Consider the following 15334-nt stretch of genomic DNA (forward strand, 5'->3'; position numbering starts at 1 on the left):
GCCCGATTACGCGCTATCGCGGGGCGCGACAAGCGTTATGCGGCGACCGGACCGTCATTGCGGCGCGGACGGAAGTCGAGCGCAACCGAATTCATGCAATAGCGCAGGCCTGTCGGCGGCGGCCCATCGGGAAAAACGTGCCCCAAGTGGCCGTCGCAGGTGGCGCAGCGTGCTTCGGTACGCACCATGCCATGGCTCGAATCGCTGTGTTCAGTCACCCGGTCGGGCGCGATCGGCATGGTGAAGCTCGGCCAGCCCGACCCCGAGTCATATTTGTCGGCGCTGTCGAACAGGTCGTTTCCGCAACCGGCGCAATGATAGACGCCGTCCGCTTTGTTATTGTCATAACGGCCGGAAAAGGCGCGTTCGGTGCCCGCTTCGCGCAGCACCGCATATTGTTCCGGGCTAAGCCGTTTGCGCCATTCCGATTCGGATAGATTCACCTGCTTCATGCCCTTTGATGTGTGGCGTCGGCGGGCGAAGGTCAATCGCCGATCGATTGATCGGGGTTAAGCTGCTGTCCTCAATCGTTACGTGCCCAGTAGAGTTGAGCGGGCGGAATATTCCACCATTCCATATCGTGATCGATATCGCTGAACTGCGGATCGAGGAAATCCTTCACCTTGGGCGAGAACTGATAGACCAGAAACGCCCCGCCCGGCCGCATCACCCGCGCGGTCGCAGCGGCGATGGCGTCGCCTACGCCGGGCGGCAGCGTGGAGAAGGGAAGTCCCGAAAGCAGATAATCGGCCCCGTCATGGCCGTGATCGGCGACGATCGATTCGACATCGGCGGCGGACCCGCAAATCGCCGAAAAGCGAGGATCGCGAATCGTCTTGCGCAGATATGCGACGAAATCCTCATTGGTATCGATCGCGATATAGGTCGCATCCGGACCCATACGGTCGAGAACTGCCTGACAGAAGGTGCCGACGCCCGGACCATATTCGACGAACACCTTGCAATTCGCCCAGTCGACCGGCCCCAGCATCTTGCGGATCAGCTTGCCCGACGAGGGGATGATCGATCCGACCATCACGGGATGCTTCAAAAACCCCCGGAAAAACATGGCGATCGGCGAAAGTGCGCGGCCTTTCCGAGCGCCCTTGCGGGCGGCGGCAGTGGAAGAAGCGGTCATGAAAATCCCGTGTCAGCGCGCGCGGTGGCGCAAGAGTGAAATCCGTCGTCGCAAAACTGTCGCAAACAATCAAGTTCGCGTGATAGTATCTTCTCAACCACTCGGGCCCGGGACGGTTGCATGGATAGCCATAAGTGAGCGTGACTTGACCGAAAATGGGGCGGGCCAGATCGCGGTCATTTTCCTGTCGCAGCGCAATGACCGCGATACCGAGGGCTATGGTCGCGCGGCAGCCGATATGGTTCGGCTCGCTCGCGAACAGCCCGGCTTTCTGGGGCTGGACAGCACGCGCGGGGTCGACGGCATCGGCATTACCATCAGCTATTGGGCCGATGAATCAGCGGCAAGGGCATGGCGCGACCATCCCGATCACGTCCGGATCCGGCAATCCGGACGTGATCTGTGGTATGACAGCTATTCGGTTACCGTCGCCGGAGTGAACCGTCGCTATGACTGGCAACGGGACGGATCGGGGCGCAGCCGGGGTTAGGGTTCCTCGCGATGTTCCAGCATGCCGGGGGTGATGAAGCCGATCGGCTGCATCGCGACCGCATCCTGTTTCAGCTTCGCCGACATCGCCTCATATTCGCGTTCCATTTCCGGCGTGACCGAAGCACGCGAATCGGTCAGCGCGCTTTCGAAATGCGCCATGGTGACTCTGTCGTTGGAAAGCGATTCGCGAAGCGCGGCGAGCCCCGCCCGGCGCACCACATCCTCCAGATCGGCTCCGGTGAACCGCTCGGTCCGTTCGGCGAGTTTGCCGAGGTCGACATCGTCGGCGAGCGGCATTTTCGCCGTCTGGATACCCAGAATCCGCTCACGCCCTTCGCGTCCGGGCACACCGACATAGACCAGCTCGTCGAAACGGCCGGGGCGTAGCAGCGCCGGATCGATCATGTTCGGTCGGTTGGTCGCGCCGATCACGACGACGGATTGCAGCTCTTCAAGCCCGTCCATCTCGGCAAGGATGGTGTTCACCACACGCTCGGTCACCTGCGGTTCGCCCATCCCGCCGCCGCGCGCAGGGACCAGCGAATCGAGCTCGTCGATAAAGATCACGCAGGGTGCCACCTGCCGCGCCCGGGCGAACAGCCGCGCGATCTGCGCCTCGCTCTCGCCATACCATTTGCTGAGCAGGTCCGAGGATTTGGTCGCGATGAAATTCGCGCTCGCCTCGCGCGCGACCGCCTTGGCGAGCAGCGTCTTGCCGGTACCGGGCGGGCCATAGAGCAGAAAACCCTTGGCAGGGCGAATCCCCATGCGGCGAAAGGCATCGGGATTTTTGAGCGGCAGCTCGACCCCTTCCTTCATCCGCTCCTGCGCATCGTCCAGACCGCCGACATCGCTCCAGCGGACCTGCGGCAACTGCACCATCACTTCGCGCATCGCGCTCGGCTGGATGCGTTTGAGCGCTTCCAGAAAGTCGCTGCGCCCGACCGAGAGCGTTTCCAGCACGTCGGGCGGGATCGTCTGTTCGGACAGGTTGAGCTTCGGCATGATCCGCCGCACTGCCTCGATCGCCGCCTCGCGGGCGAGCGCTGCGATATCGGCACCGACAAAGCCGTAGGTCGTGCGCGCCAGCTCATCCAGGTCGACATCCTCATCGATCGGCATGCCGCGCGTATGAATGCCCAGAATCTCGCGGCGACCCCGCTCGTCGGGAACGCCGACAATGATCTCGCGATCGAACCGGCCCGGACGGCGGAGCGCTTCGTCCACTGCGTCGGGGCGGTTGGTAGCCGCGATGACGATGACATTGGCACGCGCCTCCAGCCCGTCCATCAGCGTCAATAGCTGCGCGACGAGCCGCTTCTCCGCCTCGCCGGTGACATTGGCGCGTTTGGGCGCGATCGAATCGATCTCGTCGATAAAGATGATCGACGGGGCGGCCTTATCCGCCTGTTCGAACACTTCGCGCAGCCGCTTTTCCGATTCGCCATAGGCAGAGCCCATGATCTCGGGGCCGTTGATCAGAAAGAATTCGGCATCGCTCTCATTCGCAACCGCGCGGGCGAGCCGCGTCTTGCCGGTTCCCGGCGGGCCATGGAGCAGCACGCCCTTGGGCGGGTCGACGCCAAGCCGCTGAAACAGTTCGGGATAGCGCAGCGGCAGTTCAACCATCTCGCGCAGCTGGTCGATCGTCCCGGCAACCCCGCCGATATCGTCATAGGTCACATCGGCGCGGCGGCTTTCATGCGGCTCTTCATAATCGGCGCGCAGCTCGATCTCGGTATCGGCGTCGATATGCACCACTCCCTTGGGCGTGGTGGTCAGCACCTGAAGCCTGATTTCCTGCAGCGCATAGGCCGGCGCGCGCAAATGGCGCGACACTTCGGGCGGGATATCGGCAACGCGCTGTTGCGCCACGGTCGCCACGGTATCGCCCTGACACAGCGGCCGCCCCGCAAAGGTGCGCTTCAGCGCCTGCGCCGAACCCTGCAGTCGCAGATTTTTCTGCGCCGGGGCGAACACCACGCGAGTCGCTGGCTTCGGATCGGCAGCACGAATCTCGATATATTCGCCTGATCCCACGCCTGCATTGGCGCGTTGCAGCCCGTCGATCCGCAGAATCTCAAGCCCCTCATCTTCGGGATAGGGATAGACCGCGATCGCCGGGGTGGAGCGCTTGCCGACCAGTTCGACGGCATCGCCTTCGGCCAGACCCATTCGCGCCATTATCGCGCGCGGCAGGTGCGCCAGACCGCGCCCGCTATCCTCGGGTCGGGAATTGGCAACCTGCAATTTGACGGGATTACGCTCGTCATCGGCCATGCGCCGAACCTCCTTGCCGCTATCTGCGTGTTCTCAAGGGGGCGGACATAGGAAGGCGCGCATCGCGGCGCGAGATGCAGCGCGAACAAAAAAAGGGCCGATCCCGAAGGACCGGCCTTGAAAGGTTTAGGAGAGGATGCCTGAAAGGCACCCCCTATGTGCGGCGCAGCATGATTTTGTGCAAGTGCGAAAAGCGCCATTTGGATTGCATTTAGCGCAATCATTGCGACGAACGCCGGGCGCAGATGCGCAAATTGCATTTCGCAACTTGCAATCGGGGGCCGCGATTGCGCACTATGCCGCACATGCGAAGACTTCCGCCCCTGACCGCCATCGAAGCATTTGTGCATGTCGCGCGCCTTGGTTCGATCAAGGCAGCGGCCGATGAACTTGCGTTATCCTCGCCCGCGCTCAGCCGACGGGTGCAGGCGCTTGAACGCTTTATCGGAAAGCCGCTGTTCGAGCGGCGGCATCAGGCGCTTCGCCTGAATGCGGAAGGGGACCGGCTGCTGACCCGGATCGCCCCCGCGCTCGACACCATGTCGGATGCGGTGGAGGAGATGACGAGCGGCATCGACCTGCTGCGCATGCGGCTCGGCATCCTGCCGCTCTTCGCCGAACAGCAATTGCTCCATCGCCTGCCCGATCTGCGGCGTCAGCATCCCGAGCTGCATCTCGACATCGACACGGCGGGCCATTGGCTCCCCCGCCTCGGCGACGGGCTGGACGCGGCGATCATCCTTGCGGAGAGCATCGAATCGACGCTCTATTCGCGGCGGCTCGACCGCAACCGCATTCATGCGATCGCCGCGCGCTCGATGGCGGAGGGCGAGGGCAGGATTACCGATCCCAAACAGCTTGCCGGGGTCACTGCGCTGGTCCATCGCGACATGCCCGAAAGCTTCGTGCACTGGCGCCGCGCGGCGGGGTGCGCCGATGTTGAGCCCGCGGCGATCGACCATTTCGATTCGGGCGCGCTGATGCTGGAGGCGGCGGCGCAGGGCCTTGGCGTCGCCTTCATGCTGGAGGCGCATTTTCGCGATGCGCGCGACGACCGAATCGTGCCGCTGTTCGATCTGAGCGTCGAGAGCGATTACAGCTATTGGTTCGTTTGCCGGCCGCGTGCGCTGACACAGCGGCCGGTCAAACTCTTTCACGACTGGCTGCTCAAAAGCTTCAACGCGATTGAATAGCCGGTCGTGCCTGATCAGGTTCAGGCAGTGCGCATCTTGTGGATCTTGCCCGGATGCCGCGGCGGTTCGCCCTTGGGCAGCGCATCGACATGTTCCATGCCCTCGGTCACTTCGCCCCAGACGGTGTACTGACCGTCAAGGAACGTCGCATCGTCGAGGCAGATGAAGAACTGGCTGTTCGCGCTGTTGGGATCCATCGTGCGCGCCATCGAGCAGACGCCGCGAACATGCGGCTCGCTGGTGAATTCGGACGCCAGATTGGGCTCGTCCGATCCGCTGGTGCCGGTACCGGTCGGGTCGCCGCCCTGCGCCATGAAGCCGTCGATGACGCGGTGAAAAACGACATCGTCGTAAAAACCGCGGTCCGCGAGCGTGGAAATCCGCTCGACATGCTTGGGAGCGAGGTCGGGGCGAAGCTTGATATGAACGTCGCCGGAATCGAGGGTCATGACGATTTTGCTGGGCGTGTCGGACATGGGTATTGCTGTCTCCGATGCGGAAAAAGGATTCGCTGCGGGTATAGACAGGTCGGCAGCGATGCAATGGCACTGCGCTCGCCGGACCTGCACGGCGCGATCATCTGCCGAATCGGGCAAAGGGCGATTGGCAGGGCGGGCAGGGGCCGCTACACGCAGCGATCAGGGTGCCGACGCTTAAGGGAGGTCAGGATATGAGCGAGACTGATCTCTCGAATTACAAGGACGATCGCGAACGCAGCGAAAGCGAACTGGACGAGGGCGATCGCCTGAAGCCCGAATTCGTCCGCGCGGTGCTCGACGCCGTCGAAGAAGGCGATGCGGAAGCCGCCTATGACCGCGTCGAACCGCTCCATCCCGCCGATATCGCCGATCTGATCGAGCTGACCCCCGCCGAACAGCGCCCGGCGCTGGTCGACGCCGTCGGATCGCTGATCGACGGCGAAGTCCTGTCGGAAATGAACGACTGGGTGCGCGAAGCGCTGATCGAATCGCTCGATCCGCACCAGGTCGCGGGGATGGCCGCCGAGCTCGATACCGACGACGCCGTCGCGATCATCGGCGATATGGAGGAGGCGGACCAGCAGGCGGTGCTCGACGCGCTGCCCCCCGACGATCGCGCCGCGATCGAAGAGGCGCTGAGCTATCCTGAGGAATCCGCCGGGCGGTTGATGCAGCGCGAGCTGATCGCCGTGCCCGAACACTGGACGGTCGGCGATGTGCTTGATTATCTGCGCGGCGGCGATGACCTCACCAGCGATTTCTGGGAAATCTTCATCGTCGATCCCGGCCATCGCCCTGTCGGCACGTGCCAGCTGTCCTGGATTTTGCGCACGCCGCGAATCGTATCGATGACCGATGTGATGAAGCGCGAACAGACGCTGATCCCCGTGGATATGGATCAGGAAGAGGTCGCGCTTCGCTTTCAGAAATATGCGCTGATCTCCGCCGCGGTGATCGATGCCGCCGGGCGGCTGGTCGGGCAGATCACGGTCGACGATATCGTCCACATCATTTCCGAAGAAGCCGGCGAGGATATTCTGCGTCTGTCGGGCGCGGGTGAGGGCGATATCAACGAGCCGATCCGGCTCGCCGTGCGCACGCGCCTGTCGTGGCTGATCGTCAATCTCGCCACGGCGATCCTCGCATCGGCGGTGGTCGATATGTTTCAGGCGCAGATCGCCGCCTTCGCGCTGCTCGCGGTGCTGATGCCGATCGTCTCGGGCATGGGCGGCAATGCGGGAACGCAGACGCTCGCGGTCGTGGTGCGCGCGCTCGCCACCAACCAGCTGACCGATTCGAACACCTGGTGGATGGTCGCGCGCGAATTGCGGATCGCGGCGGCCAATGGCGCAGCATTGGGCACGGTGACCGGGATCGGCTCGTTCCTGATCTACGGCAATGCGCCGCTGTCGCTGGTGTTCGCCGCTGCGATGGTGATCAACAACCTCGCGGCCGGGCTGGGCGGGGTCATCGTTCCGTTGACGCTCGACCGGTTTCGGGTCGATCCCGCAGTCAGTTCCGCAGTGTTCGTCACCACGCTGACCGACGTCATGGGCTTTTTCTCGTTCCTCGGCCTCGCCACGCTGTTCAGCGTCTCCCCTTGATGGCGGCAGCGCCGCCGCCCAGATAGGCGGGGCAATGCCGCTTCATATGACCAAGGTCGCGTATGGCCATGACAGCCTTCCCGACCTCACCGACCGAATCGATCTTCGCAGGCGTCAGGGGGGCCTTGTCCTTACCACGCGCTATCTGCCCAAGCGGCATGCGGAGATGGCGGGCGGATCGCTCTACTGGATCATCAAACACCAGCTCGTCGCCCGGTCGCCGCTGATCGGCTTTGGCGAGGCGGAGGGCGGGCGAGTCGCGATTCATCTCGAACCCGAACTCATCCTCGTTCAGGCGCGGCCCAAACGCGCGCATCAGGGCTGGCGCTATCTGGAGGGGGACGACGCACCGACCGATCTCGGCGAAGCGGGCGAGGAGATTGCCGCCATGCCCGCCGAAATGGTCGGCACGCTCAGCGAACTGGCGCTGATCTGACCGTCACCCCTTTGCGAGCGAGGGGAAGGCAGCACGGAACGCTGCCATTTTCGGCTTGTCCCAGCGCATGATGTACGGATGGTCGGGGTGGCGGCGGTAGAAATCCTGATGATAGGATTCGGCCGGATAGAAACGACCGCCCTCGATCTGCGTGACGATCGGCCGGTCATAGAAATGGCCGGCGCTCAGCTGCGCGATATAGCGCCCCGCCACCGCCTTTTGTGCGGCATTTTGCGGAAAGATCGCGCTGCGATAGCTAGGGCCGCGATCCGGCCCCTGCCGGTCCTTCTGCGTGGGATCATGCGCGACCGAGAAATAGATGCGCAGCAAGGTCGCATAGCTGACCAGGGCCGGGTCATAGGTGATCTTCACCGCCTCCGCATGGCCGGTGCGTTCGCTGCTGACATCCCCATAATTGGCGGTAGCGGCGCTGCCCCCGGCATAGCCGTCGACGACCGACTGCACGCCCTTCACCTGTTCGAACACCGCCTCCATGCCCCAGAAACAGCCGCCCGCCAGCACGGCGGTCTGCAACCCCTTGGGCTGGGGCATGTGATAGGCTGCGGCGGGAATCCGCACCGCCTTTTCGGCATGGCCGGGAAGCGGCGATGCTATGAATGCGATTGCGAGCGCGCCGGCGCCGAGTCCGGGCAGGAGAAACTGCTTCATCCTTTGCCTCCTTGATCGGTGTATAGCACACCGGCGGGGCAAGGCGTCAGCGCGATGCCGAAACCGCTACCGGCGCGGCGGGTGCGTGCGTCGACGACGCCTGGACGCCCTGTATGCCGAACAGGCCGATCGCGCCGATCGCGAACCCGCCGAGAAAATAGCGCATGATCTGGCGATTGCTGGGCTTGGCGGTCACGATATCTATCCTCGAAACGTCTTCTTCGGCACGACCCGAATGGTCGTGCCGTTCCGTCGAACCGGGATTATCCCGGCCCGATCATGTCCTGTATATTGCAGTGCAGCTTAACCTGCGCTGAGCGAAGCGTTCAGCGAAGCGCGCTCAGCGCTTCCTCGATACGGTTGCACGCTTCGGTGAGCAGTGCGTCGGAGGTTGCATAGCTGATCCGCATCGCGGGCGAGAGGCCGAACGCTTCGCCCTGCACCGCAGCAACGCGTGCTTCGTCGAGCAGATAGCCGACCATCGCGACATCGCTGTCGATCACCTTGCCCTTGGGCGTCGTCTTCCCGATCAGCCCGGCAAAGGCGGGATAGACGTAAAAGGCGCCTTCGGGGTTGGGGCAGGTGATGCCCGGCATCGCGTTGAGCCGTCCGACGACGAGATCGCGGCGCTTCTGAAACGCGGCGGCGCGGTCTTTCAGGAAGCTCTGATCGCCGGTCAGCGCAGCGACCGCCGCTGCCTGCGCGATCGAACAGGGGTTCGACGTCGATTGCGACTGCAATTTCGCCATCGCCTTGATCAGCCAGGGGGGACCGCCCGCAAAGCCGATCCGCCATCCGGTCATCGCATAGGCCTTCGAACAGCCGTTCACCGTCAGCGTGCGCTCGTAGAGTGACGGACAGACCTGCGCGATCGTCGCGAACTCGAACCCGTCATAGACGATGTGTTCGTACATATCGTCAGCGAACACCCAGACATGCGGATGGCGCTCCAGCACCTCGCCCAAAGCGCGCAGCTCGTCCCTGCTATAAGCAGCGCCGGTCGGGTTGGACGGCGAGTTGAGGATCAGCCATTTGGTCTTCGGCGTGATCGCCGCCTCAAGCTGTTCGGGGTTCAGCTTATACCGCTGTTCGGGGCCTGCCTGCACGATGACAGGCTTGCCGCTGCAAAATTGCACGACATCGGGATAGCTCACCCAATAAGGCGCAGGCACGATGACTTCGTCGCCGGGGTTCAGTGTCGCAACCATCGCGTTGAACAGCGTGTGCTTGCCGCCGACATTGGTCGTCACTTGGTTGGTGGCATAGTCGAGGCCGTTATCGCGCTTGAACTTGGTAACGATCGCTGCTTTCAGCTCGGGCGTGCCGTCAACTGCGGTATATTTGGTTTTGCCCGACCGGATCGCCTCGATCGCTGCTTCCTTGACGAAATCGGGCGTATCGAAATCGGGTTCGCCCGCGCCAAGGCCGATGACATCGACGCCCTCGGCACGCAATTCGGCCGCGCGCGCGGTCATGGCGAGCGTTGCGGAAGGCTGGATACGGTCAAGCGCGGCTGAGGTCTGCATGGGGTTGCCCCGACAAGAGGAGAAGAAAAGCGCGGGCGCTTTAGACCGGTCCTTGCGCATCCGCAACCAGTCGCGCACGAATAAGCCCGCGCAGCGCATTGCCGATGAAAAAATCTTGTTTCAGGTCATATGCATAGAGCGGTGCTTCGAACGCACGCCCGCTTTCGATCAGCTCGCGCCGTAAAATGCCCGGCAGCGCCGCGGTCAGTGGCGGGGTGGCGAGCCGGTCGCCTTTCGGAGCGAAGATCGAGGTGAAGCTCCCCTCGCTCAGACTGCCGTCGGGCAGGGTGAACAGCACCTCGAACGCGCCGCTGGAAATGCGCGCTTCGTCGTAAAAGGCGCGGTCGGTGGTCTTGTGCCGTAATCGGAAATCGTCGCAATCGACCGGCAGCGGGGCAATCGCGACGGGCACCGGCGCCTGCGGCTCGGGCGGCATCGGCGCGATTTCCACCGCACTATTGCCCGACGGCGCGAGGAGAAGGCGGATGCGCGACGGCTGGCGCAGGCGAAACGTCGCTGCCTGAAGCTCGTTGCGCGTCGCATGGCGATCAAAGGCAAAGCCGAACGCCTGCGCACTTTGCTTCATCCGGTCGAGATGCTTTTCCAGCAGGGCAATCCCGACGCGCGGATCGAAGGCCATGGTTTCGATCAGGTCGAAATCGGGTTGCCCGTTCGTCAAGAACGCCCCCTTGGCAAGGCATTCCTCCCATTCGGATAGTGCTTTCGAATCAGCAACATACCCCGACCCAAGTCCCATCGAAAAGCGATGGCCATCATGACGCCACAGCGTGCGGATCGCAACGTTGAACATCGCATCGCCATTCGCATCGATATGACCGATCGCCCCGGTATAGGGTCCGCGCGCACTTTGGCGTTCGACCGAACCGATGATTTCCATCGCGCGAATCTTCGGCGCCCCGGTCACCGATCCGCAGGGAAACAGGTGGTGCAGCGCGTCCACCGCGTCGCGCCCCGGTGCGATTCGCGCGGTGACGCCCGACACCATCTGATGCACGGTCGGATAGGTTTCGACGACGAAGCGTTCGGGAACGCTGACACTCCCCGGCGCAGCGATCCGGGTGAAATCGTTGCGCATCAGATCGAGGATCATCAGATTTTCGGCGCGCTGTTTGGGATCGGCGGCAAGATTGCGGGCGAGCGCGTTATCCGCCTCGCGATCGACCCCGCGCGGCGCGGTGCCCTTCATTGGCCGGGCGGTCAGCTGCCCGTCCTTCAGCGCGAAGAACAATTCGGGCGACAGCGACACGATCGTGTCCTCGCCCGTTTCAATGAGCGCGCCATAGCCTGCGCGTGCCCGTTCGCGCAGCGCCGCATATATAGCGGGCGCGCTGCCCATGGTGGCGACGCTGGCGCGGAAGGTGAGATTCGCCTGATAGATATCCCCCGCCCCGATCAGCGCGGCGACGCGCTCGGCGCGTTCGCGATAGGCGGAGAAGTCGATCTCGGGCCGGGGCTTGCCGATCCATGCGCCGCGCGGATCGGGAAGCAAGCCGGGCAGAGCATCCGGCGCTATTTCGCGCCAGCCGCGGAACAGCCCGAACCATAAAAGCGGCGCTGCGTCGCGGCGCGTGATGTTCAGGCGCGGTTCGAATACTGCACCCGCCTCGTAACTCAGAAAACCGGCGGGGTTCAGGCCGTTCCCGATCGACTCGCGCAACCGGGCAAGCGCGCCCTCGACCTCGCCCTCCTGCCGCGCGCAGATCGTCGCCACCGGATTGGTGTAGAGACGCGCAGGGCCCCCGCCGGGACGGGCATCGTCCAGCAGAATATAGGGGCAGGCACCGGGAAAGGTCATAGCCCGCCGCGATGCCGCGTATGGAATGCGGGGGCAAGCCCCCGTGGCGGGCCGGCATGTTGCGGGCGATGGCGGCGCTGCCTATGATCGGGCGCATGGCCTATTCCCCCCTTCGCGTCGCGATCGTCCCCGTCACGCCGCTTCAGCAGAATGCCACGCTGATCTGGTGCACCGAAACCATGCGCGGTGCCTTTACCGATCCGGGGGCCGATCTCGACCGGCTCCGCGCGGCGGCGGAGCAGCATGGCGTCACGGTGGAGAAGATCCTCATCACCCATGGCCATCTCGACCATTGCGGTCAGGCAGGGATATTGGCGCGCGAATATGGCGTCCCGATCGAGGGCCCGCATGAGGCCGACCGGTTCTGGATTTCGCGGCTCGACGATGACGGTCCGCGCTTCGGCATACGCGGGGAGGTGTTCGAACCGGATCGCTGGCTCGTCGACGGCGATACGGTGCGCGTCGGCAATCTGACGTTCGATGTCTATCATTGCCCCGGACACACGCCCGGCCATGTCGTTTTCCACCACCCCGAATCGAAACTGGCGATCGTCGGCGATGTGCTGTTTCAGGGGTCGATCGGCCGCACCGATTTCCCGCTGGGCAATCATCAGGACCTGATCGATGCGATCACGACGAAGCTATGGCCGCTGGGCGACGATACCGCATTCATCCCCGGCCATGGCCCGATGAGCAATTTCGCGCATGAGCGGCGCTCCAATCCCTTTGTCAGCGATTCGGCACTTGCCGGTCAGACGGCGGGCGGGGGAGCGGCCACTCCCTGATCGGGAATCGGGTTGCGGGCGAGGAAGGGCAGCGCGATCGCATAGCCGCCAAGCCCGAGCAGCAGGAGCAGCGTCAGCGCCGTGCCGATCATCCGGCCCGGCATCCATCCGTCCATGCCCAGCGGATGCAGGATTCGCGCGATCAGGAACAGCCCGGCGGCGATCCACAAGGCAATTCCGGTCCCGCTGCTATATTCGATCAGCGCGATCAGGATCAGCACAAATGGCGCATATTCCACGAAATTGGCCTGAGCGCGCATCCGGCGGACAAGCCGATCGTCGCCGCCGTCTCCGACAAAAATGCTGTGCGCGCGGCGGATCTGGCCGATTCGAAATGCCAGCCACAGATTGATGAGTGCGCAGGCGCCTGCCGTTACCAGACTGATCGTCATGCCCATCCCGATTCCCTGCTATCGCCCCGCGCCGGAAGAGCGAGGGCGCTTTGCCACTGCCATGATGCAGCCTCCCTTGCAACGCGGGCGAAAATCGCTATACGCGCTCGCTCGTTTCGTGACTTGCCCGGCCGCCGGTTGCCGAGCGGCTGGATGCCCGCCGCTTGCCACTCTGCTGCGCGGGGCGTATCGCGACCCCGATCGTTCGTGAACTGATTTGCTAAAGGTGCCGAAATGGCCGTTCCTAAGAGAAAAACCTCGCCGTCCAAGCGCGGCATGCGCCGTTCCCACGATTCGCTGAAGGTCGAATCGTTTCAGGAATGCCCCAATTGCGGAGAGCTGAAGCGCCCGCATCACATGTGCAATGCCTGCGGCCATTATAATGGTCGTGAGATCATCGCCGTCGAAGGCTGAACGTCAGGCTAAGGACACTGGATAAGTACCGCATGACTTCAGGATCCCGAATCGCCGTCGATGCGATGGGCGGTGACGAGGGGTTGGCCGTGATGCTCGCCGGGGTTGCGCGTGCGCGTCGCCGGTATGAAGGTACTGAGTTCCTCCTTGTCGGTGACGAAGATGCGATTCGTGCCGGGCTGGACAACCATCCCGGCCTGTCCGCGGCATCCGAAGTGGTGCACGCGCCCGAAATCGTGTCTTCCGAAGAAAAGCCGAGTCAGGCGATTCGCCGCGCAAAGACGACGTCGATGGGGATCGCCATCGATCTGGTGAAGCAGGGCAGGGCGGCAGCGGCCGTTTCGTCCGGCAATACCGGCGCGCTGATGGCCATGTCGAAACTCTCGCTGCGTACCATGGCGGGAATCGACCGGCCAGCGCTTGCCGCGCTGCTGCCCAGCCTTGAAACCGATCTGGTGATGCTCGATCTCGGTGCCAATGCCGAATGCGACATGCGCAATCTGGTCGAATTCGCGGTGATGGGCGCTGCCTATGCGCGCACCGCGCTCGACCTCGAAAAGCCGCGCGTGGCGTTGCTCAATATCGGATCGGAAGAGCAAAAGGGCACCGACAAGGTGCGCGATGCCGCGGCAAAGCTGCGCGGCGCGGTGCATCTGCCGCTGGCGTTCAAGGGCTATATCGAGGGCGACCGGCTGTCGCGCGGCGATGTCGATGTCGTGGTATGCGACGGATTTTCGGGCAATATCGCGCTCAAAACGGCGGAAGGCACGGCGCGCTTCGTCGGCGATCTGCTGAAGCGCGCCTTTTCGAGTTCACTCCGCTCGAAAGTCGGCTTTCTGATCTCGCGCCCCGCCACCGAATTGCTGCGCAGCCATCTCGATCCCAACAACCATAATGGTGCAGTCTTTCTCGGCCTCAACGGTCTTGTCGTCAAAAGCCATGGCGGTGCGAACGAAGTCGGGGTCGCCACGGCGATCGGGCTTGCCGCCAAGATGGTGCGCGACGATCTGACCCGCCGTATTTCCGAAGACCTGCAGAATTTCGAGGCGGAGGCCGCGTGACACGTCGTTCGGTAATTGCCGGCACCGGCTCCGCGCTTCCTGCCCGCCGGGTGTCGAATGCCGAACTGGCCGAGACCGTAGATACCAGCGACGAATGGATCGTCGAACGCACCGGCATTCGCTTTCGCCATATCGCAGGACCGGAAGAGACGACCGGCACGCTCGCGACCGACGCGGCGAAAGCAGCGCTTGCCTCGGCGGGGATCGCCGCTGCCGATATCGACCTGATTGTTCTCGCCACCGCGACGCCTGACCAGACATTTCCGGCCACCGCAACGCGGGTTCAGGCGGCGCTCGGCATCAATGATTGCGTGGCGTTCGATGTTGCGGCCGTCTGTTCGGGCTTTCTCTACGCGCTTCAGGTCGCCGACAGCATGATCGCGAACGGCGCAGCAAACCGCGCGCTGGTGATCGGCGCCGAAACCTTCAGCCGCATTCTCGATTGGGAAGACCGTGCGACCTGCGTCCTGTTCGGCGACGGGGCGGGGGCGATCGTGCTGGAAGCGCGCGAAGGCGAAGCAGGCATTCTCGCCGCGAAGCTGCACGCCGACGGGCGGCACAACGAACTTCTCTATGTCGATGGCGGGCCGTCGACCACCGGCACGGTCGGCAAGCTCAGGATGCGCGGGCGTGAAGTATTTCGCCATGCCGTCACCAACCTTTCCGACGTGATGCGCGAATCGCTCGCGCTGGCGGGGCTTGGTCCGGAGGATGTTGACTGGGTGGTGCCGCATCAGGCGAATGCCCGCATTCTCGACGCGACTGCCCGCAAATTGTCGCTGCCTGCCGAGCGCGTGATCGTGACAGTGGATCAGCACGCCAATACGTCGGCCGCATCGGTTCCGCTCGCGCTCGACGTTGCGGTTCGCGACGGGCGGATCAGGCGCGGCGACCTGCTGGTTCTGGAAGCCATGGGTGGCGGATTCACCTGGGGTGCCGCGATCGTCCGATACTGATACGATATTCGGTATAAATTGCGGGTGATTACGCAATAGCCATATATTGCGACGCCTATCCAATCTGATACCATTCATGGGCAGCGGAAAACC

Annotated in this window: 17 protein-coding genes; 8 read left to right on the forward strand and 9 right to left on the reverse strand. The window is 63.5% G+C overall.

The window, feature by feature from the left end; genetic code table 11:
- Positions 1-35: 35 nt before the first annotated feature.
- Complete coding sequence (gene msrB / locus EV664_RS09305) at positions 36-452, reverse strand: peptide-methionine (R)-S-oxide reductase MsrB (protein ID WP_133495427.1); 417 nt, start codon at positions 450-452, stop codon at positions 36-38.
- Positions 453-523: 71 nt separating this feature from the next.
- Positions 524-1138: a class I SAM-dependent methyltransferase gene (locus EV664_RS09310; RefSeq protein ID WP_229668199.1), complete on the reverse strand. Its 615-nt coding sequence runs from the start codon at positions 1136-1138 to the stop codon at positions 524-526.
- A gap of 145 nt (positions 1139-1283) precedes the next feature.
- Between EV664_RS09310 and EV664_RS09315 the strand changes: the two genes are divergently transcribed.
- On the forward strand, positions 1284-1628 hold the full coding sequence (locus EV664_RS09315) for an antibiotic biosynthesis monooxygenase family protein (protein WP_133495428.1): 345 nt from the start codon (positions 1284-1286) through the stop codon (positions 1626-1628).
- Here the strand turns inward: EV664_RS09315 and EV664_RS09320 are convergent.
- Positions 1625-3910, reverse strand: a complete 2286-nt coding sequence (locus tag EV664_RS09320) for a CDC48 family AAA ATPase (protein WP_133495429.1) — start codon at positions 3908-3910, stop codon at positions 1625-1627. The two genes, EV664_RS09315 and EV664_RS09320, sit on opposite strands and share 4 nt — an antisense overlap.
- Before the next feature lie 305 nt (positions 3911-4215).
- Between EV664_RS09320 and EV664_RS09325 the strand changes: the two genes are divergently transcribed.
- Complete coding sequence (locus tag EV664_RS09325) at positions 4216-5103, forward strand: LysR substrate-binding domain-containing protein (RefSeq protein ID WP_133495430.1); 888 nt, start codon at positions 4216-4218, stop codon at positions 5101-5103.
- Between the two features lie 20 nt (positions 5104-5123).
- Here the strand turns inward: EV664_RS09325 and EV664_RS09330 are convergent, their stop codons facing one another.
- Positions 5124-5579 carry a peptidylprolyl isomerase gene (locus EV664_RS09330; RefSeq protein WP_133495431.1) on the reverse strand — a complete coding sequence of 152 codons (456 nt, stop codon included), beginning with the start codon at positions 5577-5579 and terminating at the stop codon, positions 5124-5126.
- A gap of 194 nt (positions 5580-5773) precedes the next feature.
- Between EV664_RS09330 and mgtE the strand changes: the two genes are divergently transcribed.
- Both mgtE and EV664_RS09340 read left to right on the forward strand, forming a co-directional pair.
- Entirely contained in the window at positions 5774-7186 is a 1413-nt protein-coding gene (gene mgtE, locus EV664_RS09335; RefSeq protein ID WP_133495432.1) for a magnesium transporter, read from the forward strand.
- A 34-nt stretch (positions 7187-7220) separates the two neighbouring features.
- Positions 7221-7622 (forward strand): DUF1489 family protein, encoded by a 402-nt coding sequence (locus EV664_RS09340; RefSeq protein ID WP_133495433.1) that lies wholly within the window; start codon positions 7221-7223, stop codon positions 7620-7622.
- A 3-nt stretch (positions 7623-7625) separates the two neighbouring features.
- On the opposite strand, the gene msrA is transcribed toward EV664_RS09340, so the two are convergent.
- The 4 genes from msrA to pabB all read right to left on the reverse strand — a co-directional run bounded on the left by msrA (position 7626) and on the right by pabB (position 11633).
- Positions 7626-8291 (reverse strand): peptide-methionine (S)-S-oxide reductase MsrA, encoded by a 666-nt coding sequence (gene msrA / locus EV664_RS09345; protein ID WP_133495434.1) that lies wholly within the window; start codon positions 8289-8291, stop codon positions 7626-7628.
- Between the two features lie 46 nt (positions 8292-8337).
- Positions 8338-8487 carry a hypothetical protein gene (locus EV664_RS19200; protein ID WP_162848809.1) on the reverse strand — a complete coding sequence of 50 codons (150 nt, stop codon included), beginning with the start codon at positions 8485-8487 and terminating at the stop codon, positions 8338-8340.
- 130 nt (positions 8488-8617) lie between these two features.
- Positions 8618-9817 carry a pyridoxal phosphate-dependent aminotransferase gene (locus tag EV664_RS09350; protein ID WP_133495435.1) on the reverse strand — a complete coding sequence of 400 codons (1200 nt, stop codon included), beginning with the start codon at positions 9815-9817 and terminating at the stop codon, positions 8618-8620.
- Positions 9818-9857: 40 nt separating this feature from the next.
- Positions 9858-11633 (reverse strand): aminodeoxychorismate synthase component I, encoded by a 1776-nt coding sequence (gene pabB / locus EV664_RS09355; protein WP_133495436.1) that lies wholly within the window; start codon positions 11631-11633, stop codon positions 9858-9860.
- A gap of 95 nt (positions 11634-11728) precedes the next feature.
- Here pabB and EV664_RS09360 point away from each other — a divergent pair, with 95 nt between their 5' ends.
- Positions 11729-12418, forward strand: a complete 690-nt coding sequence (locus EV664_RS09360) for an MBL fold metallo-hydrolase (RefSeq protein ID WP_133495437.1) — start codon at positions 11729-11731, stop codon at positions 12416-12418.
- Here EV664_RS09360 and EV664_RS09365 read toward each other — a convergent pair.
- Positions 12385-12810 (reverse strand): MAPEG family protein, encoded by a 426-nt coding sequence (locus tag EV664_RS09365; protein ID WP_133495438.1) that lies wholly within the window; start codon positions 12808-12810, stop codon positions 12385-12387. The genes EV664_RS09360 and EV664_RS09365 overlap by 34 nt on opposite strands.
- A 234-nt stretch (positions 12811-13044) precedes the next feature.
- On the opposite strand from EV664_RS09365, the gene rpmF reads away from it, so the two are divergent.
- Genes rpmF through EV664_RS09380 form a run of 3 tightly spaced genes read left to right on the forward strand, consistent with a single transcriptional unit; the run spans position 13045 to position 15241 of the window.
- Positions 13045-13224 carry a 50S ribosomal protein L32 gene (gene rpmF / locus EV664_RS09370; protein WP_133495439.1) on the forward strand — a complete coding sequence of 60 codons (180 nt, stop codon included), beginning with the start codon at positions 13045-13047 and terminating at the stop codon, positions 13222-13224.
- Positions 13225-13256: 32 nt separating this feature from the next.
- The gene (plsX, locus tag EV664_RS09375) at positions 13257-14285 is read left to right on the forward strand and encodes a phosphate acyltransferase PlsX (RefSeq protein ID WP_133495440.1); all 1029 of its coding nucleotides are present in this window, start codon (positions 13257-13259) and stop codon (positions 14283-14285) included.
- On the forward strand, positions 14282-15241 hold the full coding sequence (locus EV664_RS09380) for a beta-ketoacyl-ACP synthase III (protein ID WP_133495441.1): 960 nt from the start codon (positions 14282-14284) through the stop codon (positions 15239-15241). The genes plsX and EV664_RS09380 overlap by 4 nt, the downstream gene beginning before the upstream one ends.
- Positions 15242-15334 lie beyond the last annotated feature (93 nt).

The organism is Stakelama pacifica, assembly GCF_004361835.1.
GTDB lineage: Bacteria > Pseudomonadota > Alphaproteobacteria > Sphingomonadales > Sphingomonadaceae > Sphingomonas > Sphingomonas pacifica.